At 74.0% G+C, this 23,522-nt stretch carries 8 protein-coding genes (1 of these 8 only partly in view); all 8 read right to left on the reverse strand.

The genetic code is table 11. The features are described from left to right. Positions 1-3: 3 nt before the first annotated feature. Tightly spaced (each overlapping or abutting the next), the 8 genes in view from ACIRRH_RS11990 to ACIRRH_RS12025 form a layout consistent with a single transcriptional unit that may run on beyond the window. Positions 4-1,578 (reverse strand): glycosyltransferase family 2 protein, encoded by a 1,575-nt coding sequence (locus ACIRRH_RS11990; RefSeq protein WP_403065469.1) that lies wholly within the window; start codon positions 1,576-1,578, stop codon positions 4-6. Continuing rightward, complete coding sequence (locus tag ACIRRH_RS11995; RefSeq protein ID WP_403065472.1) at positions 1,571-2,533, reverse strand: NAD-dependent epimerase/dehydratase family protein; 963 nt, start codon at positions 2,531-2,533, stop codon at positions 1,571-1,573. Before ACIRRH_RS11995 ends, ACIRRH_RS11990 begins: the two co-directional genes overlap by 8 nt. After that, positions 2,530-4,350 (reverse strand): condensation domain-containing protein, encoded by a 1,821-nt coding sequence (locus ACIRRH_RS12000; protein ID WP_403065475.1) that lies wholly within the window; start codon positions 4,348-4,350, stop codon positions 2,530-2,532. Before ACIRRH_RS12000 ends, ACIRRH_RS11995 begins: the two co-directional genes overlap by 4 nt. Next, the gene (locus ACIRRH_RS12005; RefSeq protein ID WP_403065546.1) at positions 4,343-12,535 is read right to left on the reverse strand and encodes an amino acid adenylation domain-containing protein; all 8,193 of its coding nucleotides are present in this window, start codon (positions 12,533-12,535) and stop codon (positions 4,343-4,345) included. The genes ACIRRH_RS12000 and ACIRRH_RS12005 overlap by 8 nt, the downstream gene beginning before the upstream one ends. Continuing rightward, positions 12,532-14,451, reverse strand: coding sequence for a condensation domain-containing protein (locus ACIRRH_RS12010; protein WP_403065478.1), 1,920 nt, complete (start codon positions 14,449-14,451; stop codon positions 12,532-12,534). Before ACIRRH_RS12010 ends, ACIRRH_RS12005 begins: the two co-directional genes overlap by 4 nt. Next, complete coding sequence (locus ACIRRH_RS12015) at positions 14,448-19,904, reverse strand: SDR family NAD(P)-dependent oxidoreductase (protein WP_403065481.1); 5,457 nt, start codon at positions 19,902-19,904, stop codon at positions 14,448-14,450. Before ACIRRH_RS12015 ends, ACIRRH_RS12010 begins: the two co-directional genes overlap by 4 nt. Continuing rightward, positions 19,901-23,218 carry an amino acid adenylation domain-containing protein gene (locus tag ACIRRH_RS12020; RefSeq protein ID WP_403065484.1) on the reverse strand — a complete coding sequence of 1,106 codons (3,318 nt, stop codon included), beginning with the start codon at positions 23,216-23,218 and terminating at the stop codon, positions 19,901-19,903. Before ACIRRH_RS12020 ends, ACIRRH_RS12015 begins: the two co-directional genes overlap by 4 nt. Next, positions 23,215-23,522, reverse strand: partial view of an amino acid adenylation domain-containing protein gene (locus ACIRRH_RS12025; RefSeq protein WP_403065487.1) — the final stretch only. The gene runs 6,049 nt beyond the window's last position; 308 of the gene's 6,357 nt are visible here — the last part of the coding sequence; its start codon lies beyond the right edge, outside the window; it ends in the stop codon at positions 23,215-23,217. The genes ACIRRH_RS12020 and ACIRRH_RS12025 overlap by 4 nt, the downstream gene beginning before the upstream one ends.

Consider the following 23,522-nt stretch of genomic DNA (forward strand, 5'->3'; position numbering starts at 1 on the left):
GTGTCATCCTTCGCTCGGACCGTCGGCGAGCGATCGCGCCGTGTTCAGGACGAGCAGCAGTACGCCGTCCGGGCCCTCGTTCCGGCTCTCCCGCCGTACGGAACCGGGCACCGTGACACAGCCGTCCGCCGGCCAGGAGTGGGGGCGCCCGTCGAGCCGGAGGCCGAGGTCCGGGCCCCCGGACAGCCGGAACAGGGTCGTCGACCGCTGCGGGGAGCCGACGGATGCGGGGGCGCCGCTCCCGGCAGGCCACCATTCGAGGACGGCGGTGCCGTCCTTCGTCGCTCCGATCTCGGGTATCGAGGCGAGCACGTCGAGGGTGGCCGGGAAGTGGTCGTCACTGCCCGGAGCAGGCCGTCCCTCGCTCCACAGCGGCAGGGTGTGGGGGGCCTCGCCGAGTGCGAGGCGGTCCTTCCAGGCGGTCGCCTCGGCCGCGATGCGCGTGCGGGACGCCATGAGGTGCCCGGTGAACCAGGGCTCGGGCAGCTCGACCGTGACCGGGGTCCCCAGGGGTGTGGCCGGGGGCGCCGGCACCGTGGCGGCGGCGGGCGGAACGGTGTCCGGGGCCGCCGGGACGATGAAAGCCCGCCGGGGCGTGGAAGTCATCACCCGGCGCAGCCGATCGGCCTCGGCGGCGCGCTGCGGCTCGGTGCTCAGGAACAGGGCGTGGTCGGCGAAGGACTTCTCACGGGTCATCCGGTGGCGCTGGTAGGTCTCGTCGAAGGGCGCCTTGTAGTCCTGGTAGTGGCGGTGTTCCACGAACACGCCGGGCACCGGGTGGCAGCGGTCCAGGCGCAGGGCGATGTCGAAGACCCACCGTTCCACCTCCCACTGCTGGAAGAGGGTGGGAGTGAAGTAGCCGAGCACGTCGTACCACGTGCGGGAGACGATCGGGAAGTCGCGGCCGCCGTCGGTGTACTGACCGTCATCGAAGTACAGGCACAGCACGTCGTCCCCGTGCAGCGCGCTCAACTGCGTGACCCGGTTGTCCAGGGTGGTGTCCCAGCCGTGGTCGACGTAGACCTGGTCGTCGTTGGCCATCATCAGCAGGTCGCCACGTGCCTGGGCGGCGAGCGCGTTCCATGCCTGCGGCACGCCCTCGGGGGGACCCACGACCAGTCGGCACGCGCCGAGCCGGGGCCAGATCCTCGCGGCGCGGGCGAACAGCCGGCGGTACTCGGGCAGGGCGGGGTCGTCGTCGTCCACGTACACCATGACCTCGACGCGGCCGGGCTTGACGGCGGTGCGGTGGAGGCTGCGGAGGAAGAAGCCGAGGTTGTCGACGCGGCCTCGGCTGGGACACAGCAGGGACAGCACGCGGTCGGGTCCGGCGTGGGGTACCGGGCGGTACGTCAGCCGCGACCAATGGCGGCGCGGTTCCAGCCGCAGCCAGTAGGCGAGGTCACGTCGTACGGCCAAGGTGGCGTTGACCGTCGCGAGGACGGGGCTACGCGTGCCCTGCTCGCGCAGGACGGCGGTGGCGAGGTCCTGGAGGTTCCTGTCACGTCTGCCGGGCAGGTGCCCGAGCAGCAGCCGGGCCAGGGTCCGCTCCGCGCTCGGGGCGTCGTGGTCAGCCATGGGCTCGGCTCCTCTCGGCCGCCATGTGAGCGGCGACCCAACGGTAGGTGTCGCGGATTCCTTCGGCCAGCGGGACGCCGGGCGCCCAGCTGAGGAGTTCGCGGCACCGCGTGTTGTCGGAACTGCGGCCGAGGGGTCCCACCGGCCTGTCGGGGGCGAAGTCCATGGTGATGTCCTTGCCGGCGGCGTCCGCGATGAGCCGGACCACCTCGGCGATGGTGACGCGTTCGTCGGATCCGATGTTGACGGGGGTGGCCACGTCTGAGGCGGCAAGCCGCACCAGCCCTTCGACGCAGTCGTCGACATGGCAGAACGAGCGGGTCTGGCTGCCGTCGCCCCACACCTCGATGGTGCCGGCGTCGCCTTCCACGGCGGCGACCTTGGCACACAGCGCCATCAATGCCTTCGCGCGCGGCCCGGCATAGGCGGCCCCGGGCCCATACACGGTGTGCAGCCTGGCGACTTTGACGTCCATGCCGTAGGTGTCGCGGTAGGTCTCGCACAGCAACTCGCCGGTGAGCTTCTCCCAGCCGTACGACATGTCGGGGTCGGCGGGGAAGACTATGTCCTCTCGCAGGGCTGGGCTGTCGGGGTGGTTCTGCAGGTACCGGGGGTAGACGCAGGCCGACGAGGCGTAGACCAGTGTGGACACGCCCGCGGCCCGGGCCGCCTCGATGGTGTGGGTGGAGATGAGGAGGTTGTCCCGGAGGATCTGTGCCGGAGCATGGTGGGTCCATCCGATGCCGCCCATGTTGGCGGCGAGGGCGAACACCACGTCCGTTCCCTCGACCGCCCGGCGGCACTGCTCGGCGTCGCGCAGGTCGGCTTCGACGAACTCGTCCGCCAGCGTGGCACGGCGGCCCGCGGCCCGCACCAGGTGGCCGTCGCGTCGCAGCCTTTCGACGAGGTGGCCTGCGATGAAGCCGGAGGATCCGGTGACGAGGACGCGCGTCATCCCGTGCCCCCCGGTTCGTCGCCGCGCACCGGATGTCGCCGCACGGCGGCCAGGAGATCCCGTGCCTTGGCCCGGCGGACGTGGGCGGCCCGGTCACGGGCGTCGGCGCGGCGGCCCACCACCGCGGTACGCAGCTCCCCCGGGGTGCGTACGGCGCCGGTGACCATCTGCTCGACGCAGGCGCACATTTCCCCGAGGATCTCGTGCGCCACCGTCGGGGGGACGGCCGAGGTGTCGTGGCGCAGCCGCACGGCCAGTCCACCGTACATGGCCACCTCGACGACCACGGGGTAGCCCTCGTCCAGCACGACGTCGATGTCGTCGACGACCAGTCCGGCGACGCGGGTGCCCGGGGCGAGCCACGTGGGGAAGTTCTCGACGACGAGGAGGGAGTCGAACAGCCGGTCGTGGCCCGACCAGCGGACGGCCCGGCTCAGTGGAGTGCCGGAGTGGCGCCGGGATTCGGACAGTCGTCGTTGCAGTGTCCGCAGCCAGGCCTCTGTCGACGGGCCCTTCGCCGTCACGCGGGTGGCCAGGGTGTTGACGAACATGCCGACACGTTCGGCGACGCCGGCCTCCGCCGGGGTACGACCCGACACCGTCAGGCCGAACACGGCTTCCTCGGCGCCGGTGCGGGCGGCGGCGACCAGACCCCAGCAACCGGTGAGGACGGTGGCGACGGTCACGCCGGTGTCGGCCGCGAACGCCTCCACGGCTGTGACCAGGCCCGTCGGCCAGACGTCGGTGGCCACCGCGCGTCCCGGGCTCTGGGGCTCCCCGGCGTCGTTCCGGTCCGGTACGAGCAGGGTGGGACGCGCACCGGCGAGCAGGCCGCGCCAGTGGGCCTCCTCGTCCGCGGACGGTACGGCGGGTGGCACGGTGGGCGCCTCAAGACCCGGATCGTTGGTGGCAAGCGGCTGCTCCGGGCTCCCGGAAACGGCCCCGGCGAGGCCGGCGTAGTGGTCCAGCACGGCGCGCAGCACAATTTGCTGGGACCAGCCGTCCAGCACCAAGTGGTGGTGCGTCCACACGATGCGGTGGCGGTCCCTGGCCTCCCGGAACACGGCGACGCGCGACAGGGGCGGATGTTCCAGGTCGAACCCCGCCGCCCGGTCGCGGCGCAGGTGTTCGGCGAGGGCTGCCCGCACGTCGTGGTCGCGCCAGTCCTTCTCCGTCCACGGCAGGGTCGCGACCGGGGCGATCCACCGGCGCGGTCCCTCCGGCCCGCTCAGCCTGAACGCAGTACGCAGCGCGGGTTCCGCGGCGAGCACCGCCTCCCAGGCCCTGCGCAGGAGCGGCAGGTCCACCGGCCCGGTGACCAGGCAGTGGGCCTGGACGAGGTAGCCGTCGCGCTGCCGGCCGGACGTCAACGAGTGGAAGAGGATGCCTTCCTGGAGGGGGGTGAGCGGCAGGTCGACGTCGGCTGCTGCGGCGGACGGCGCCGTGGCGGACGGACCGTCCGCGGCCGTGACCGGGGAGGGTGTGGTGCGGAGCCGGTCGTCGGTCAGGGAGAGCCCGGCGATGGTGCGCGCTTCGAAGAGATCACGTACGGAGACGTCGAGGCCGGCCTCGGCGGCCCGCGCCACGACCACGATGGCGAGCACGGAATCACCGCCCAGGGCGAAATAGTCGTCGGCCACCCCGACGCGCGGCACCTCCAGCGCCTCGGCCCAGATGTCCGCGAGGGCGGCTTCGGCCCGGTTGCGCGGGGGGACATGGCGCTCGGGCCCTGGCCGCACACCGGGAACCTCCTCGGCGAGCCAGAGTCCGAGGAGCTCCTCCTGGGCCGGGGTCAGAGCCGCGTCGTCGTCACTCATGTTCCGCCCCGCTCCCCCGGTGGGCGGCGGCCCGCGCGGCGGCGAGCTGGCTGCGGACCTCTTCCGGGCTCAAGCCGCGTACACGGTCCAGCAGTTCGGCGTAACGCCGCTCGGGCGACGGCAGCATGGCGCGGTCCACCTTTCCGTTCGGCGTGCAGGGGAGTTCCGGCAGCGGGACGTACCGGTGCGGAATCATGTGTGCGGGCAGCCTAACCGACAACCAACTCAAGATCACAGACGCGCTTGGGGGCCGCTGCGGCGCCATCGGGACAATGTACGCGTGGAGTTGACGGCCCGAAAGCACGACGGCCGCGGCACGGATGCCGGGGTGGGCGCGCAGCGCCGCTTCGATCTCGCCGGGCTCCATTCGGTGACCGGCGACCTTGATCTGGTCGTCGTCGCGTCCGTGGAAGACATGCAGCCCGTCATGGCGGCGGGACACCAGGTCGCCGGTGCGGTAGGCGCGGGCACCTGAGCGTACGGCACCGGGGTCGGGCACGAACGACGCGGCGGTGGCGGCGGGCCGGCCGAGATAGCCGCGGGTCACTCCGGGGCCGCCGACATGGAGTTCGCCCACCGCATGTGCGGCGGCCGGCAGATGAGCGCACACCACCGTCAGGGTCGCCCCCGCCGCACCGGTGCCGATGGGAACCCGGGCGTCGTACCCGGGGCCGCCGGCACAGTGGTGCACGGCACAGCCGACGACCGTCTCGGTGGGCCCGTACTCGTTGAACACGGCGACCGACGGGGCCATGCGGCGCCAGGTGCTGACGGTACTCGTGGTCAGTTGCTCGCCGCCGATCACGAGGGTCCGCAGCGCCGGCGCCCCGCCCAACGGGGCGATCTGTTCGGCCAGGGCGTCGGCGTGCGCGGGGGTGACCTTCAGCAGCGTGTGGCCACCGGCACGCAGAGCGCGGCCGGCGGCGGCCGGGTCGTCGCCGGGCAGGAGGTCGACCGCGCCGCCGGTGGTGAGCGGGGCCAGCAGGGTGGTGACGGTGAGGTCGAAGGCGAGCGGGGAGTGCACCAGAGACCGGGTGTCCGCGTCGATGCCGTACTCCTGGACGGCCCAGCGCACATAGCCCGCGAGGCCGAGGTGATGCACGCCGACTCCCTTGGGGCGGCCGGTGGAACCGGAGGTGAACATCACGTCGGCGAGGGATTCGGGGTGCACGTCCGGCTCCGGGCCGCACCTGGCCGGCGGGGCGGCGTCGGTGCGCAGCACGGGCACGTCGGCGGGCAGGGGGCCTGTCCGTTCGCCGGGCGCGGCCAGGTACAGCCGTGCCCCCGCGTCGGCGAGAAGGAGCGCGACGCGCGCGGCGGGCCAGCGGGGGTCGATGGGCAGGTAGGCGGCTCCGGCGCGCAGGACGGCGAGGAGGGCGACGACGGTTTCGGTTCTCCGGGCGCCGTGCAGGGCCACGACGTCCTCCGGCCCCATTCCCCGGGCGCGCAGGGCGGCGGACAGACGGCCCGAGGCCGCCCACAGTCCCGCGTAGCTGAGCTGGTCGCGGCCGGCACTGACGGCCGTGCGGTCGGGGAGGCGCCGGGCGACGGCCCCGACGAGCCGGTGGACGGGGAGGAACGGTGGTTCGCCGACGGGCACTCGGGGCGTGGCCCGCACGTCGGCGTCCCAGCGGGCCCCTGGATCGGCGGACACGGCGGACAGGGCGTCGGCATAGGACGCGGCGAGGGAGGCAGTCTGTTCCTCGGAGAACTCGCGGGGGTCGTGTTCCAGCAGGACCCTGAGTCGGCCCGTACCGGCCTCCACGTTGAAGTGGGCGGTGAGCGGAACGTACGTCTGGTCCGGCGCCCGCACGCTCGTCGGATCGAGTGACACCTCGGCGGGCACCTGGTCGTAGAGATGGAAGTGGGTGTGCACGAACAGCGTGTCGAACAGGCGGGCGGCGCCCCGTTCGCGGTCGAGTCGGGCCAGTGGGTAGCGCCGGTGGGGCAGGAGGGCCCGTTCGGCCGCGTGGGCGGCGCGCACCAGGTCCGCCCAGGTGCCGCTTCGCACGGGCAGGCGCAGGGGCACGATGTTGTTGAAGACGCCGACCACGCGGTCCCCGTCGGGGCCTTCGGGGCGGCCGTTGGTCTCCAGACCGGTCGTCACGTCCTCGGTGCCGACGGTCACCCGGACCACCCGCAGGTGCGCGGCGAGCAGCACCGACTTGAGCGGCACCTCCAACTCATGGGCCACCGCGCGCAGTCGCTCGGTGACCAGGTCGTCCACGGGCAGCACCACGCGGCGGACCCGGGCGGGGACGGGGCGGGGCACCGGTTCCCAGCGCGGCAGTCGGCACGGGGGGGCGCCGGCGAGCGCACGGTTCCAGAAGTCACGGTGCCGCGGCTCCCGCAGGGCACGGCGTTCGAGGGCGACGAAGTCCGCGTAGCCGAGGCGGGGCGGGGGTGCTCCGGGGCCGGTGGACCGGACGGCCTCGGTGAGGACCTCGGTGAGCACGGTCGCCGTGCACCAGCCGTCGAGGCCGAAGCTGGCGAGCGTGAGGTGGTGGCTCGCGCCCAGGTCGTGTGCGGTGAAGCGGATCAGCGGGCCGCGGGCGGTGTCGAAGGGTCGCCCCCGTTCCTCCTCCAGCCAGCCGGCCATGTCCGCTTCGGCCGCCGCGGTGCCGAGGCCGGTCAGGTCGCGGACCGTGAGGGGAACGTCCATGAACGGGTGGACGAGCTGGAGGGGTTCGGGCCGCGCCGCCGGGTCGAAGGTGGAGCGCAGGTAGGCGTGCCGGTGCGTCAGCCGGCGGATCGCGGTGCGCAGGGCTTCCGCGTCGAGGGGCCGCCCGACCGTGACGGTGGTCGTGTAGACCTCGTAGCCCGGGTGGTGCTCGCGCTGGAACAGCAGGGCGCGCTGGGCGGTCGACAGCGGGTAGGCGTCCTCCACGTGGGCGGGGTGCGGCTGCGGGCACAGGGCGAACGGCGCTGTGGCGGTCGCCGGCCCGAGGTCCGCCGTGGTGACGTGCCGGGCCAGTTCCGCGGCCGTCGGATGGTCGTAGAGGTCACCGACCGAGAAGGTGATGCCCTCGCGCTGTGCGGCGCCCACGACTCGGAGCGCCGTGATGGAGTCGCCGCCGAGGACGAAGAAGTCGTCGTCCGCGCCGATCCCCTCGGTCGACAGCACCCGCTCCCACAGGGCGGTGAGCCGGCGCTCCAGTCCGGTGGCCGGCGGCTGCTCCGCGTCACGGGTGCGTCCGGGTCGGGCGGCCGCCAGGGGCAGCCGACTCCGGTCGAGCTTGCCCGCGCTGGTGAGCGGCAGTGAGGGGAGGGTGCGTACGGCGGCCGGGACAAGGTAGGACGGCAGGGTCGTACGCAGCGTCTCGCGGGCGGCCGTGGCGAGCCGCTGAGGATCTTCGTCCTCGGCACCGGCGCCGGGAACGACGTAGCCGAGCAACTGCCCGTCGTGGGCCACCACGGCGGCGTCCCGGACAGCCGGCAGGGCGCGCAGCGCCTCGGCGACCTCGGCGAGGGCCACCCTGTTTCCGGCGATCTTCACCTGGTCGTCGGTGCGGCCGTGGAACTCCAGGGCGCCGTCGTGGCGAAGCCGGGCGAGATCGCCGGAGGCGTAGAGCCGGGCGCCGGGTTCCTCGGCGTACGGGTCCGGGCGGAAGGCGAGGGCTGTGGCGGCCGGGGCGTCGAGGTACCCGCGGGCGGGGGCGGTGCCGCCGATCCACACCTGACCGCGCGCGGGCGGCGGAGCCGGTCGGCCATGGGCGTCCAGCACCCTGATCACGGTGTTGGCGAGGGGGCGGCCGATGGGAACCGGGCCCCGCTCCCCCGGCTCCCGGTGCCAGGCGGTGACGTCGATCGACGCCTCGGTGGGCCCGTACAGGTTGTGCAGCTCCGCGGTGAAGCGCTCGTGGAAGCGGGAGGCGGCGCTCTCGGACAGTTCCTCGCCACTGCTCAGCACCCTGCGCAGCGCTCTGGCGTTGCGCGGGCGACAGGCAGGGTCGTGTGCGTCGAGGAAGCCGGCCAGCACCGAGGGGACGAAGTGGGCGGTGGTCACCTGCTGGCGGTCCATCAGGTCCCGCAGCCGCACGGCGTGGCGGTGTGCTCCGGGCGGTGCGACGACCAGGGTGGTGCCGATGGTGAGCGGCCACATCAGTTCCCACAGGGAGACGTCGAAGGTGACCGGCGTCTTGTGCAGGACGCGCTCGTCGGCACCGGGCCGGAAGGCCTCGTCCATCCAGGCGACGCGGTTGGCGAGGCCGCCGTGGGTGAGGACGACGCCTTTGGGGCGCCCGGTGGAGCCCGAGGTGTAGAGCACGCAGGCGGCGGCCTGCGGGTGGACGGTGCCGAGTGTCCCACGGCGCGTACGGGCAGGTGTGGCTGTCACGTCCGCCGGGTCGAGCGCGACGGGGGCCAGCGCGTGGCCGGCCGACTCCTGGGTGAGCACGGCGCGGGCGCCGCTGTCCTCGGCGATCAGGGCCCACCGGGCGGGCGGGTCGTCCGGGTTGACCGGGACCGGGACGGCACCGGCGCGCCAGGCGGCCAGATAGGCGACGGGCAGCCACACACCGCGGGGCAGCAGGACGAGGACCCGGTCCTCGGCGCCGACGCCGGCGGCCCGCAGGCGGGCGGCCAGCGCGGCGGTCGCGCACTCCAGGGCGGCGTAGCTGAGGGTGTGCGCGGTGCCGTCCGGGTTCTCGGTGGTGACGGCGGTGGCGTCGGGCACGGCTGCTGCCCGGCGCGCCACCCGCAGGTGTACCGCGTCGGCGGGCGTCCGGTCCCGGTGCGGCCCGTGCTGGGCCGCGCGCAGGTGGCGCGTCCTCGCGGGGTCGAGGACCGGCTGGCGCACCAGGGGGTGTTCCGGGTGGGCGGCGCACGCGCGCAGCAGGGTGGTGAGGCGTGCGCCGAGGAGCTCCACGGTGGCGGGGTCGAACAAGTCGGTGTCGTACTCCCAGACGCCGACCAGCTGTCCTCCCACTTCGGCCACGGAGAGGGAGATGTCGAACTGGGCTCCGCCGGTCTCGACGGGCACGCTGTGCAGAGTGTGTTCACCCACGTGCAGGGTGCCGGGCACGTTCAGCGCGAGGGATCGGAAGCCGTCATCGGCGTCACCCTGTTCCCGCTGCATGACGAAGAGGGTGCGGACCAGTGGCACGTGGGCCGTGGAGCGGGCGGGCCGCAGCGCCGCGACCAGTTCGGGGAACGGCACGGCGTGGTCCAGGGCGTCCAGGACGGTGGCGCGCGTGCGCTCCAGGAAGGTGCTGAAGGTGTCACCGGGGGCACGTCGGGAGCGTATGGGGAGGGTGTCGACCAGGTGGCCGACGAGGTCGGCCGTGGCGGCGCGCCGACGGTCGGCGGCGAGCATGCCGGCGACGAGGTCCGCCTGTCCGGTGCAGTCGTGCAGTACGGCGAGGTGGGCGGCGAACAGGGCCTGGAACAGGGTCGATCCGTGTGCCCGGGCGACCGCGCACACGGCGGTGAGGGCGTCGGCGGGCAGCCGGAAGGCGCTGCGGGCGCCCTTGAAGGAGCGATGGGCGCGGCGCGGTCGGTCGACCGGGAGGGCGGCGGCGCGGTCACCGGTGCCGAGGACGTCGCGCCAGTGGGCCCACAGCCGGTCGCCGTCCGCTTCCAGACTCCTCCCCCGGGCCTCGGTGTGGGCGGCGAAGTCGGCGGCCTCCTGGTGCTCGGTCCCCGGAGCATCAGCGGCGGTGGGCTCCTCGGGGCCGAACAGCTCGCGCAGAATCGTCACGAGTGACCAGAAGTCGGCGACGAGGTGGTGCGCGTTGATCAGCAGGACGCCGTCGCCCGGGCCCCGGCGGAACCAGGTGAACCGGACCGGCGGGCCGTCTTCGAAGGCGAACGGCGCGGTGGCCGCGCGCTGGAGGGTCTGGGTGAGGGCGGCCTCGGTCATCCCGGACGCGTCCACGCACACGAGTCGGGGTCCGGTCGGGAGCACCCGGTTGACCGGCTCGCCGTCCCGGTCGGGGAAGCAGGTGCGCAGCATCGCGTGGCGGGCGACCACCCGGTCTACGGCGGCGGCCAGCCGGGGCTCGTCGAGCGGCCCTTCGACGCGCAGTGCCCTGGCCAGGTGGTAGGCCGTGTTGCCGGGCACCGCGTGGTGCTCGAACCACACGGCACGCTGGCCCGGCGAGAGCGGGAACTCCCGGACGGCCGCGCCGGGTCGCGTGCGGGAGGTGTCCGGGGCCTCGTGCCGGGCCGTGGCGCCCGGGGTGTCCTCGGGCTCCGCCGCCAGAGCGCCCAGGATGAGGGCGGCCACGTCCGTCACCGACGCGTCGCCGAGGAGCGCGGTCAGCGGCAGCGCCACGCCGTAGCGGTCCTCCAGGTCCTGGTGCGTCCGCAATGCGGCCAGTGAGTCCAGGCCCGCCGCGACCAGGGTGGCGTCCGGGGCAGTGGCCCCGGCATCGGCACCGTCCGGGGCCGCGACCGTACGCAGGAGCGCACGGGACAGCAGGACCAGGGCCCGGTCGCGCATCACCGAGCGCAGGGTCGCCGGGGTCGGCCAGCCGGGGTCGGCCAACGAGCCGGGCAGGGGTGCCCGGGTGAAGACGGCCGACACGGGCAGCGCGCCCTCGCCGTGGCGGTCCCGGCACCACTGGCGGCGGACCTTGCCGCTGGTCGTCTTGCGGACGGTGCCCCGGGGCACGAAGGCGATCTCGTCGATCTCCACGCCATGTGCGGCGAGGACGGCGGCCCGCACCGCCGCGGCGGCGGTGGCAGCCTCGCCGGGGTCCGCGCCGTCACGGAACTCGCAGACCAGTACCACCGCTTCACTGGCGCCCCGTTCCAGGGAGAAGGCGGCACTGCAGGACGGCCGCAACAGCAGATGCGCGCGCTCGGCCGTCCACTCCAGGTCCTGGGGATGGTGGTTGCGTCCGCGTACAACAATCAGGTCCTTGTGCCGGCCGGTGACGTACAGTTCCCCGTCGACGAGCGCACCCAGGTCGCCGGTGCGCAGATGGCGCGGTCCGTCGGGCTCCAGCCGCGCGTTGAGCGCCTCCGACTCGTCGGGCTGGCGCCAGTAGGAACGGGCCACGCTGGGACTGTCGACCCAGATCTCGCCGATCTGTCCGGGGGCGCAGGCGCGGCCGGTGGCGGTGGCGACGATGCGAATGTCGGTGTCGGGCACGGCACGGCCGCTGCTGACCAACGGCACGGTGTCGGCGCCCGGTTCGGCCGGGCGCACCTCGCCGGCGCGCAGCGCTGCGGCGTCGGCGGCCAGGACGCGGGCCGGGGAGTCCTTGGGCGTGCCGCTCACGATCAGGGTGGCCTCGGCGAGACCGAAACAGGGGAAGGCCGCCTCGGCGCTCAGCCCGTGTGCCGCGAAGCGCTGGTGGAAGCGGGCGAGGGTGTCCGCGCGCACGGGCTCGGCACCGTTGTAGGCGACCTGCCAGCTGCTCAGGTCGAGGCCCTCGGTCTGCTCGGGGCGGATGCGTCCGGCGCACAGCTCGTACGCGAAGTTGGGGCCGCCACTGGTGTGGGCACGGTAACGGGAGATGGCGCGCAGCCAGCGGACGGGGTCACGCAGGAACGCCTCCGGTGGCATGAGGACGCTGCAAGCGCCCAAGTAGAGCGGCTGGAGGACGTTGGCGACCATGCCCATGTCGTGGAAGAGCGGCAGCCAGCCGACGAAGGTCGACTCGGCGTCGTGCCCGCACGCCTCAGCGATCATGCGTTCGTTGGCCATGAGGTTGGCGTGGGTGACGACGACGCCGCGCGGCTCCCGGGTGGAGCCGGAGGTGTACTGGAGGAAGGCCGGGTCGTCGCCGTCGGGCGTGTGGGCGGGGCCCAGCGCGCCGCCGGGCGCCACGAGGACGGAGACGTCCAGGCATGGATGGCCGTCCACGGGACTGTCGGTCAGCACGACGGCCGGTTCGGCGTCGGCGACGATCGACGCGAACCGCTCCCGGCCGGGGCCACGGCCCGGCACGTCGCACGGCACGGCCACGACGCCCGCGTACAGGCAGCCCAGGAAGGCGAGTACGTAGGCGGGTCCGGAAGGGTAGGCGATCACCGCGCGCGATCCCGGGGGGCAGTGCTCCGCCAGGGTCCGGCCGACAGCCGCAACCCGGTCGCGCAGCGCAGCGAAGGTGAGCCGTTCGGTCTCCTTCTCCCCGTCCTCGAGGAAGACGTAGGCCGTGCGGTCGGGTGTGGCGTCGGCGTGCCGGAGGAGCGCCTCGATGATGTGGGTGGCCCGCCCCGAAGAGGGGCGGGTCAGCTCAGACGTTTGCGTAGCTCCTCCTCGGTCAGTTCCTCTACATCGCGTACGAGGGCGGCCAGCGTGGCATCGGCCGCCTCGTCCCGCTCCTTCACGGCGTCGTCGATGGCGGAGGCGAGCGACGCGATGTCGAGCAGTGCGTGAATGCGCTGCACCGGCAGGTCGATGCCGAAGTCGTCCATCACCCAGGCCAGCAACTGGGTGAGCTTGATGGAGTCCCCGCCGAGGTCAAAGAAGTTGGCGTGGACGTCCGGAGTGACGTCCTCGGGCAGCGCCAGCAGGTCCCGCCACAGCTCGGCCAGTCGCCGCTGGGTGGGCGTCACGGGCCCGGTCGGCGCGGTGGCGCTGCCGCTGTCGGAGTGCGACGACTCGGTCCTCGCAGGCCCTGTGGCGTCGGCGGCACCGGCGGGGCCCTGAACGGGGCGGGGGCCGGCGGGGCCCAGGATGTCCGCGACGGTCCGCCCCGGGTCGGCCGCGGCGCGGCTCAGCACCCTCACGAAACCGTCGGCGACGGCACGCGCCGTCTCGTCCGTGACGCGCGCCGGGTCGACGGAGAACGTGACGGCGTAGCCGCCGTCGGACGGTGTGGCGATGGCGGTCAGCGCGTGCTTGGGTGCCATCCCCGGGGCGGGCAGCAGCGTGACGCGCAGCCCGGGCAGCGACACCTCGGTGGACGGCAGGTTCTGGAGGGAGAACGTCGCCTGGCACAACGGTTCGGCATCGAACCTCCTGCCGGGTGCGATCTCGGCGACGAGCGCCCCGAAGGGCACGTCACGGGCTTCGAGCGCGCCCATCACCTCCGTGTGGACACGGCGCAGCAGCGTGTCGAGGGGAGGATCCCCGTCGAGACGGACGCGGATCGGCAGGAGATTGGCGAAGGTGCCGACGACGTGCTCGTACTCGGCCCGGGGGCGCCCTGCCACCGGGCTGCCGATGAGCATGTCGTCCTGGTCGCAGCAATGGCTCAGGACGGCCGCGTACGCGGTGAGCAGCACGGTGAACGGGGTCACCCGGGCCTGGTCGGCCAGGGCGCGGACTCCGGCGGCCGGCTCGGGGTCCAGGCGCACGTCGACGGTCCGGGCGACGGGCGCGTCCCGGGTGTCGGCCGCGAGGTCCCCCGGGGCCGGCAGACGCAGCCCGACGGGGGCCCCGCGCAGGGCGCGGACCCGTTCGGCGCCCCGTGTCCCGAGCGGGTCGCGCCGTCGGACGGCGCGCTGCCACTCGGCGAAGTCCGTGTAGCGCACGTCGTTCGGGGGTGGTGTCGGGGGCCGACCGGACCGGGCCGCGTCGTAGGCGTCACCGAGGTCGCGCAGCAGCAGTCCCAGGGACCAGCCGTCGCCAGCGATGTGGTGACGCGTCAGCAGCAGCCGGTACCGCTCGGTGTCCAGCGCGAGCAGGACGGCGCGCAGCACGGGCCCCGTGGTCAGGTCGAAGGGGCGGCGCACCTCCCGTTCCACCCACTGCCGCGCCGCCTCTTCCCGTGCTTCCCGGGGCAGGTCCGTGAGGTCGACGACGGCGAGCGGGCAGGAACCGGGCTCCAGGACGACCTGGTGCGGGCGGCCACGGTGGGTGGGGTAGACCGTGCGCAGTACCTCGTGCCGGTGGTACACCGCGTCGAGCGCCCGGCGCAGCGCCGTCGGCTGCAACGGGCCTTCCAGCTCGACCAGCACGGGCTCGTGGTAGGCGCAGCCGGCCTGGTCGAGGCGGTGGACCACCCAGAGCTGTTCCTGCGGGTAGGACAGCGGCACCCGGCGCTCGGCGAGGTGGGCGAGCAACTCGTCCTTGCGTGCGGACACTTCTTTCAGGAGGGCGTCGGTGAGCACGCCGGCCGGGGCGGCGCAGCGGAGCCGGCCGTCCTGGTCGGCGAGCCGTACACCGCGCGCCACGAGGTCGGCGTAGTGGTCCTCGATGGTCACAGCAGTACTCGTTCCTCGCCTCCGGCGGCATCGGTGGGCCGCCTCAGCCGATCGATCTCCGCCGCCAGTTCGGCAACGGTCGGATGCTCGAAGAACCACGGCAGGGACACCTCGGCGCCCACCGCTTCCTCGGCGATGGTCAGCATCCTCAGGGCGATGAGCGAGTCGCCCCCGAGTGCGAAGAAGTCGTCGTCGGGCCGCACGTCGTCGAGGCCGAGCAGGTACGACCACCATCCGACGACGGTCCGTTCGGTCGTCCTTCCGGGCCGGCCTGCGTCGCGGCCTCCGGTCCCGGCGGTGGGCGGCCGGGGCGTCGGCCCGTCGTCGGCGCGCGCCCGCTGCAGTACGCCCACGGCCCTGCGGTGGTCGTCGACGCTGTAGTCCTCGTGCCGCGCCAGCAGCGCTTCCAGGTCCTGGGTCGAGACGAGCACATGGGGCTCGTCGGACCGCACCGCACGGCGGAAGACCTCGACGCCCTCCGCGTCGGTGAGGCCCAGGAGCAGGTCGTCGGCGGGGTGGACCCCGCCGGGTGCGTCCACGCGGTAGCGGCGGTCCAGCTCGCGGCGGGCCGTGGTCCACATGCCGCCTTCCAGCCAGTCGGTCCAGCCGACGGCAACCACCGGCATGCCCAGGGCACGACGGCTGTGGGCAAAGGCGTTGAGGAACTCGTTGGCCGCCACATAGCCGAGCTCGCCGTACTTGAGCTTGTACAGCGCGGTGCCTATGGAGGAGCACAGCAGCACGAAGTCGGGCGCGGTGCCGGCGAGGGCTCGTTCGAGAACCAGCGTCCCGGTGGTCTTGGAGGCCACGGCGTTGTCCGTCGCGGCGCGACTGCGGCGCTGGACCACGCCGGCCGGGTCGGTGACTCCGGCGGCGTGCACCACGCCGTGGAGGCTGCCGAACTCGCGGAGGGCGGTGGCGACGGCCTTGCGCATCGCGGTGAGGTCGGTGAGGTCGGCGCGGAGGACGACAGCGCGCCCCCCGGAGCGCTCGGCGGTCAGGAGCCGCCGGGCGATGCGCCCGTCCGAGGTGTCGGCGTGCAGGTCGGCCCACCTGTCCCGGGGCGGGAAGGGCGTACGGCGCGTGAGCAGCACCTGGCCGCCCCCGAGCAGCAGGTGTTCGGCGACGGCCAGTCCGATGCCACCGAGTCCGCCGCACACCAGGTAACCACCGCCGGGCCGCACCGGGGGACGTGACGGGTCGGGGGCGGGCAGCGGGTGCGGTCGCACATGCGGCAGCCAGCGGCGCCGGCCCCGGTGGGCGACGAGCGGCGGGCAGTCGTGGGCCAGCAGTTCCGCGACGACCTGATCGGCCTGCCGTTGCGGGTCGGTGGGAGCCTCGGGCGGCAGGTCGACGACCGTGCAGCCGAGTTCCGGGTACTCGCGTGGCAGCACCTTCGCCGCCGCGGTGAGCAGCGCCTGTTCGGGGTGGCGCAGGTCGCCGCCGAGGACGTCCTGACCGCCTGCGGTGGCGATCAGCAGACGGCCGGGGGCGCCCCGGTCGGTACGAGCCAGCGCCCGGACGGTGTCCAGCACGCTGTGCAGGCCGCGGGACAGGGCCTCGTCCACGGCTTCCAGGCCGGTGACCGGCCGGTCCGCGTTCCACAGGTGGGCGACGAGGTCGACGGTCACGCCCCGGTCGGTCAGGGTGTCCACCAGCCGCTGGTGGGCGTCGGGATCGGCCGGGTCCACGTGGTGGACGTCCACGGTGTCGTCGGCCGGGCGTCCGGCGGGGTGCACCCGCACCACCCGGAGGCCGCTGTCCGCCAGCGACCGGCACACCCGCTCGCCCAGGTCTCCGTCCACGAAGACCAGGCAGGTGCGGCCGGGCCGATCTGGGGCGGGGACGGGCAGGGAGGCGCTGTGCCAGCCGGTGCGGTACGTCCACCGGGCGGGGTCCGTGACGCGCGCGGGCGCCGGTCGGTCGGGGGCCCCGTCTGCCCGGGGGGCGGCCGCCGGCGCGGCGGCCACGGGCTGGTGTGCCAGCAGAAGCACGGCGTCCGCGGTCGGCTCGGCCACGCCTGGTACGAGCCGGTCGACAGTGAAGCCCGCGGCGCGCAGTGCGGCGGTCCACTCCTCGGTGGAGAGCAGTGGTCCGCCCCTCCGGCCGTCGCGTGCGCCCCACCAGCCTTCGGTGAGACCCCAGACCATGGGGATCCAGCGGTCGCGGGTGACCGTCTCGACCAGCGCGAGCGTGCCGCCGGGGGCGAGCAGGGCGCGCAGCCGGCGCAGCGTGTGGTCGACGTCGGGCGTCGTGTGAACCACGTCGAGGCCGACGACGAGGTCGTGGGCGGCGAGGGGGATGCCCTGGCGGACGGGGTCGGCCGTGATGTCGAGAACCCGGGTCTCGACCGACCGGTGTCCGCGTGCCCCGCCCTGTTCACGCAGCGCCGCCAGGAAGTGGGCGCTGATGTCGGTGATCGTGCAGCGGGCCGACGTGCCCTCCAGCGCGGTGACGAGGTGCTGCGTGAGCCGTCCGCCGCCCGCGCCCACCTCCAGGACGCGCAGGGGCCGTTGCCGTGTGGTGGCCATCCGCCGCGCCGTGCGTGCGACGGTCAGGGCAAGGGGGTCGGCCCAGGAGTGCGGTGCGGTCCGCTCGGTGAGGAGCCGGGTCACCAGGCCGCGGTCGCCCGGCGGGTGGAGCAGGGCGAGTCCCGCTCCGGGCCGGCGCAGCGCCTCGCGGTAGTCCTGCCCGCAGTGCAGCAGCAGTTCCGCGATCCCCGCGACATCGGGATGGTGTTCACGGACCCGGGCGGCGGCCTTCCCGGGTTCGGCGGGGCGGGTGGTGAGGAGGGTGTGGCGGTCTCCGTCGCGTGCCACGAGCCCGTCCTCGAGGAGCAGTTCGAGCTGGTACTCCAGGAAGGGCCGGTAGGCGGGCAACGTGCCGAGGCGTGCGGCGATCTCGTCGACGGTCGTGCCGGACCGCGGGGTGACGCCGCGCAGGGCGTCGGCGAGGTGCGCCAGGGCGAGCTCCGTGCACAGTGCGTCCAGGGCGGCGCGCTCCGCGGGCCGGTCGCCCAACGAGCGCGGAGGTGTTCCACCGGTTGCCGCGCGCAGTTCCTCGGTCACGAGGGTGAGCGCGTCGGCGGGGACGGCGGGGACGGCGGGGGGACCGATCCAGTGGCGGGCGCGGTTGAAGACGTGCCCGGGCACCGGGGCGCGCCGGGCTCCCCGGTCGCGATGGTACGTGTCGAGTTCGAGGTCGGCGCCCCCTTCCCACAGGGCGGCGAGCACGGGTGCCGGGCCTCCCCCACCGGGCCCGGGGGGCGACCAGACGCCGTCGCGGTGTGCCAGGGCGTCGGTGGTGGGTCCGCCGGGGGCACCGAGGTGGACGTCGAGCAGCGGCGTGGCGGGGTCGGTGTCCGGGTGGGTGAGCGGTCCGGTCCCGTCCCCGCGTACCGGGGCGGCGAACTCGGCTTCCCGGAGGTGCCGTTCGGTGATCGGGCCACCGGCGCGGGCGCCCAGGCAGGGCAGCGTTGACGCCGACGGGGCCGGGTCGGCGAGGGCGGCGGCGCGCTCCTCGGGGGTGCCTGCCGCCAGCAGGCGCAGGGCCTGTGTCGCGGTGAGCATCCCGGCGGCCACCGCCGCGGTGAGTTCGCCGGTGCCGGCCCCGCTCACGGCGGTGGGGCGCACGCCCCAGTCGGCCAGGGCCTCCACCATGGCGTACTGGACGGCGAAGGCGGTGCCCGGTGCGACGGTCGCCGTACGGGGTGCTCGGTCGGCGGTGGGGCGGCGCACAGTAATGCCCGCGCGGGCGGCCCGGAGGAGCAGGGCGTCGAGCGCCCGGGACACGGCCGGTTCCGCGGCGAGCGCGGCGAGGTCAGCCGGAGTCAGGGCCGTCAGGTCGGGCAGGGTGAACACCACGCGGCGGGCGACGGCGGTGCGGTCCGGCTCCGCCGTGAGGGCGCGTACGGCGGTGTCGGTGTCCGTGGCGAGCACGGCACGCCGGTGCGGGAAGGCACGCTTGCCCGCGAGGCTGCGCGCGACATCGGCGGCGGACGTCTCCGGCGCGTCGGTGAGGTGGCGCACGAGGCGGTCCGCGGCCTCTCGCACGGAACGCGGGTCACGGCCGGACAGCAGCAGCAGGGAGTCGCCCGCGGGTTCCGGGCGGGGGACGGGTGCCGGGGGTTCTTGGAGGACGACGTGGGCGTTCGTGCCACCGACGCCGAAGGAGCTCACGCCGACCCGGCGCCGACCGGGCGGACCCGGCAGTGGCATCGCGTCGGTGGTGACGAAGAAGGGGCTGTCCGCGAAGTCGATCGCCGGGTTGGGGGCCCGGAAGTACGGGCTGGGCGGCACCGTGCGCTCGCGGGCGACCAGGACACCGGTGAGGAACCCGGCGATGCCAGCCGCCGCGTCCAGGTGCCCGATGGCCGCCTTGACGGAGCCGATGCCGCAGAACCCGCGCCGGTCGGTGGTGTGACGGAACGCCTTGGTGATGGCCTGGATCTCCACCGGGTCGCCAACCGCGGTGCCCGTGCCGTGCGCCTCGACGTAGCCCAGTGTGTCGGCCCTCACGCCGGAGACTGCGTGGGCCTCGGCGATCACCTCGCTCTGTCCGCGCACGCTGGGGGCGGTGAAGCCTATCTTGTCGCGGCCGTCGTTGTTGAGGGCCGAGCCGAGGATCACCGCGTGGACGTGGTCACCCTCGCGAAGGGCGTCGGACAGGCGCTTGAGGAGCACCATTCCGGCGCCACTGCCGCCGACGGTGCCGTCGGCGGCGGCGTCGAAGGGCCGGCAGGCGCCGCTTGGGGAGTAGATGCCGTCACGGCTGTGCAGGTAGCCCTGCTGTTGGGGCACCTGGAGGGAGACCCCGCCGGCGAGCGCCATGTCGCACTCGTAGGACTGAAGGCTGCGCGCGGCGAGGTGGACGGCGGCGAGCGACGAGGAACAGGCCGAGCCGACGGCGAGACTCGGTCCGCGCAGTCCGAGGCGGTGCGAAACACCGGTGGCGAGGAAGTCCTTGTCGTTGTGGACGAGCAGGGACAGCCCGCCGAGCGTCCGCTGCGCCTCGGGGTCGGCCAGCAGGTTACGCACCAGGTAGGAGCTGAAACTCGCGGCGAGGAACACGCCGACCGGGCCTCCGGCGTCGGCGGGGTCGTAACCGGCCGATTCGAAGGCGTCCCAGGCGACTTCCAGCCCGATCCGGTGCTGCGGGTCCATGATCTGCGCCTCGCGGGGCGCGTAACCGAAGAGGCCCGCGTCGAAGAGGTCCACCCCGTCGAGCAGGCCTTCGGCGCCGACGAAGTCGGGGTGGCCCGCGACGGAGGGGCGGCCCGGGACGTCGGCCGCCTCCTCGGCGGCGAAGCGGCGCACCGCCGATCGCCCGGCCCGGAGGTTGGTCCACAGTTGCTCGGGGGTTTCCGCGCCGGGCAGCCGGCACGCCATACCGACGACGGCGATGCTCTCGACGTCCTCGCCGTCGGTGGTCTCCTCGTACGTGCTGGTGCTCACCGGCCGGCCTCCGGTGAGCGGCGGGCCGCGGCCACGGAACGCCGCCGTTTGCGGCCGCGCTCGGCGGCGTCGGCCGTTTCCCCGACGCGTACGCCATGGCCCGTGTCGGCGGCGAAGCGCTCGGCGACGGCTGCCACGGTCGGCCAGGCGAACAGGTCGACGAGTGTGAGGTCGGGGTGGACGGTGTCGCACAGGGCGCGGTGCAGTTTGAGCAGGAGCAGGGAATTGCCGCCCAGGTCGAGGAAGTTGTCGTGGAGCCCGACGTGGGTCAGGTCGAGCACCTCGCACCAGATCGCCGCGACGGCCTTCTCCAGTTCGCTGCGCGGCGCCGCGAAGGGGGTGGCGACCTCCGTCTCGACGGGCTCCTGGGCCAGCCGTCGGGTCAGCTCGCCGCGGTCGAGCTTTCCGTTCGCGTTGAGCGGCAGCTCGGCCCGGAAACGGAGGTCGGCGGGGATCATCGCCCTGGGCAGCCGGGCCCGCAGGTGGGCCAGGAGGTCGGGGGTGAGCGAGTCGGCGTACGCCAGGTCCTCCGGCCGCACCTTGACGAAGGCGGCCAGGCGGTGGGGGATGCCGTCGTGGCGTTCCACCACGACCGCGGCGTCGAGCACCGCCGGGTGGGCGCGGGTGACGGTCTCGATCTCCTCGGGTTCGATCCGCACACCGCGCAGTTTGATCTGGGAGTCGCGGCGGCCGAGGAAGACCATTTCGCCGTTGCCGTCCACCCGGGCTTGGTCACCCGTGAGGTAGAGGCGTCCGCCACCGGTGCCGCTGGCGGGGTCGGGCGCGAAGCGCTCGGCCGTCAGTCGGGGACGGCCGACGTAGCCCCGTGCAAGGCCCACCCCGCCGATGACTATCTCGCCGACGACGCCGACGGGCACCGGGCGGCTGCAACGGTCCGCCACCCACATCAGCACGGTGAGCAGGGGGCGTCCGATCGTGGGGGGCTCGCCGGAATCGAGGGGTACGCGAACGTTGGCGGAGTGCGTGGTGGTCTCGGAGGGGCCGTACAGGTTGTGCACCCGCACGCCAGGCACCCGCTGGGCCAGTCGGTCCACGACGCCGCGTTGCAGGGTTTCGCCGCCGATGTTGACGGTGCGCACGGAGCGGGGGATCGCGTCGGCCTGGGCGAGAGCGTCCACGGCCGTGGGCACGGTGCTGAGCAGTGTCGCGGTGGCCGCGGCGGGCATGTGGGGCACGTGCAGGGCGTTGTCGCCGAGCAGGACCGTGCCGCCGTGGGTCAGGGGCGCGAACAGTTCGAAGACGGAGACGTCGAAGGACGCCGAGGTGGTGGCGAGGACGGCCGTCAGCTCCTCGGCCGAAAAGGTACGGCCGGCCCAGCGCAGGAAGGTGTCAAGATTGCCGTGCTGGAGGGCGATGCCCTTGGGCCGGCCGGTGGAGCCGGAGGTGAACAGCACGTAGGCCAGGCTGTTGGGGTGGACGTCCGTGGCCGGGCCGACGAGGTTGTGCCCGGGGTGCCCGGTGGCCGGGTCCGCGTCGTCGTGCATGAGGAGCGCCTTGGCGGGATCCGTCATGCCGTCCAGGCCGGTGCGGTGCAGGAGTTCCCGTTCGGTGACGAGCAGGCTCATGCCCGCGTCCTCGATCATGCCGCCCAGCCGCTGGACGGGATAGGCGGGGTCGAGGGGGAGGTAGGCGGCGCCCGCCTTGAGGATGGCGAGCAGGGTGACGGGCAGCAGCGGTGTGCGGCTCAGGCACACACCGACGACGCGCTCCGGGCCCGCGCCGCGTGCCATGAGTTCCCGGGCGAGCCGGTTCGCCCGCCGGTTGAGCTCACGGTAGGTGAGGCTGTGTGCGCCGTGGACGACGGCCACGGCGTCGGGGCGGCGCCGGGCCTGTTCCTCGAAGAGCCGGTGGGCCGGGGTCCACAGGTCGGGTGCGTTGGCGACGGTGTGGGCGGCGCGCTGGGTGGCCGGCCAGTACGGACCGAGTGCGCGGCGTTCGGTGCCGTCCAGCAACGGCAGGTCGGCGACGGCCCGTTCGGGGTCGTCGACCGCTGAGGTCAGAAGGGCGCGCAAGTGGCGGGCGGTGGCGTCCGCCTCGGCGCGGTTCGCGCTACGGCTGTCGACGTCAAGGTCGAAGGTGACCTGCCGCTCGCCTTCGGTGGCGGTGACGGTCAGTTCGTACTTGGGCGCGGTGGGCGCGACCGGCATCAGTGTGGTCTCCACGCCGTGGAGGCGGGGCAGCGACGGTGCCTCCTGGTAGGCGAAGAGCGTGGAGAAGAACGGGTGGACGGTGGGGGCCGCGTCGGTGTGGAATTCCTCGACGAGCCGCTCGAAGGGCACCCGGCGATGCTCATGGGCGTCCAGCCAGGCCCGGCGGGTGCGGCGCAGCACCTCACGGAACGAGAGGGCTCCCGTGCCCACGCGGACCCGGATGGGCAGCAGGTTGACGTACATGCCTACGCGTGCGGCCTTCCCGGCCTCCTCGCGCAAGGTGACCGGGGTACCGAGGACGACGTCCTCCTGACCGCTGTAACGGTGCAGCAGGCAGATCAGTGCCGTCATCAGCACGAGCTGGGTGGTGCAGCCCTCCTCGACGGCGAGGGTGCGCAGTCGGCGGAGCCCGCTGCCCGACAGGGTGCACGCTCCGTTGGTGAGGGCGGTGCGCGCCGCTGTGCGGCCGGTGGTGTCGCGGCGTCCGGCGAGAACGGGCAGCACCAGGGGTTGCGCCAGCACGTCAGCCAGCGTGGCGCGCCAGTACTCCAGGCTCTCCGCCGGTACGTCCCCTGGCACGTCCCCGCCGGCCTCGGGCGCCGTGCCGCCGCTTGATCCCGGGAGCCCGGGACGTCCATGGACGCGTTCGAGGTAGGCGTGTTCCAGCTCCGCGCACACGACGGGCAGCGACCCGCCGTCGAAGACGATGTGGTGGGTGAGGAGAACCAGCACGTGGTCGTCGGCGGCGACACGTAGCAGGGTCCAGTGGGTGATGGGCCCCCGCATCAGGTCGACGGGGCGGGCGGAGGCGGCGTCCACGAACCGGCGTGCCTCGTCGTGGGCGCGCTCCCCGGGCAGGCCGGTGAGGTCCACCAGCGCGAGCGGCGGCCCGTCGGAAGCAACACGGGCGATCGGTCCGTGCCCGCCGGGTTCCTCGGGAACGGCCGTGCGCAGCGCCGTGTGGCGGCGGGTCACGTCGGCCAGGGCGGCCCGCAGGGCGGGGACGCCGAGCGGGCCGCGCAGCCGTAGCGCGATCACGATGTTGTAGGCGGGGTTTTCCGGAGCCAGCCGGTGCAGGAACCACAGGCGCCGCTGCCCCGGGGTGAGCGGGTGGAGCAGGGCGCCGTCGTGCACGGGCGTCATCGGCCCGTCGCCTCGGCCGATGCGGCGGCGATACCGCGCGCGACCGGTCCCTCTCCTCGCCGGGCCGCGTCAACGACGGCGGCGAACTCCGCGAGGGTGGCCGCGTCGAACAGGGCGCGTACGGTGATGCGGGTGCCGAGGGCCTTGTTGACGGCCGTGGTGACCTGCATCGCGCGCAGCGATTCGCCGCCGAGGTCGAAGAAGGCGGCGCGTGCGCTGACCCGTTCCAGACCCAGGACCCGGCACCATACGGCGGCGACGATCCGTTCGCTCTCGGTGGCCGGCTCGACGTGCGGTGCGTCGG

It is taken from the genome of Kitasatospora sp. NPDC101235, assembly GCF_044767505.1.
Lineage (GTDB): Bacteria > Actinomycetota > Actinomycetes > Streptomycetales > Streptomycetaceae > Kitasatospora.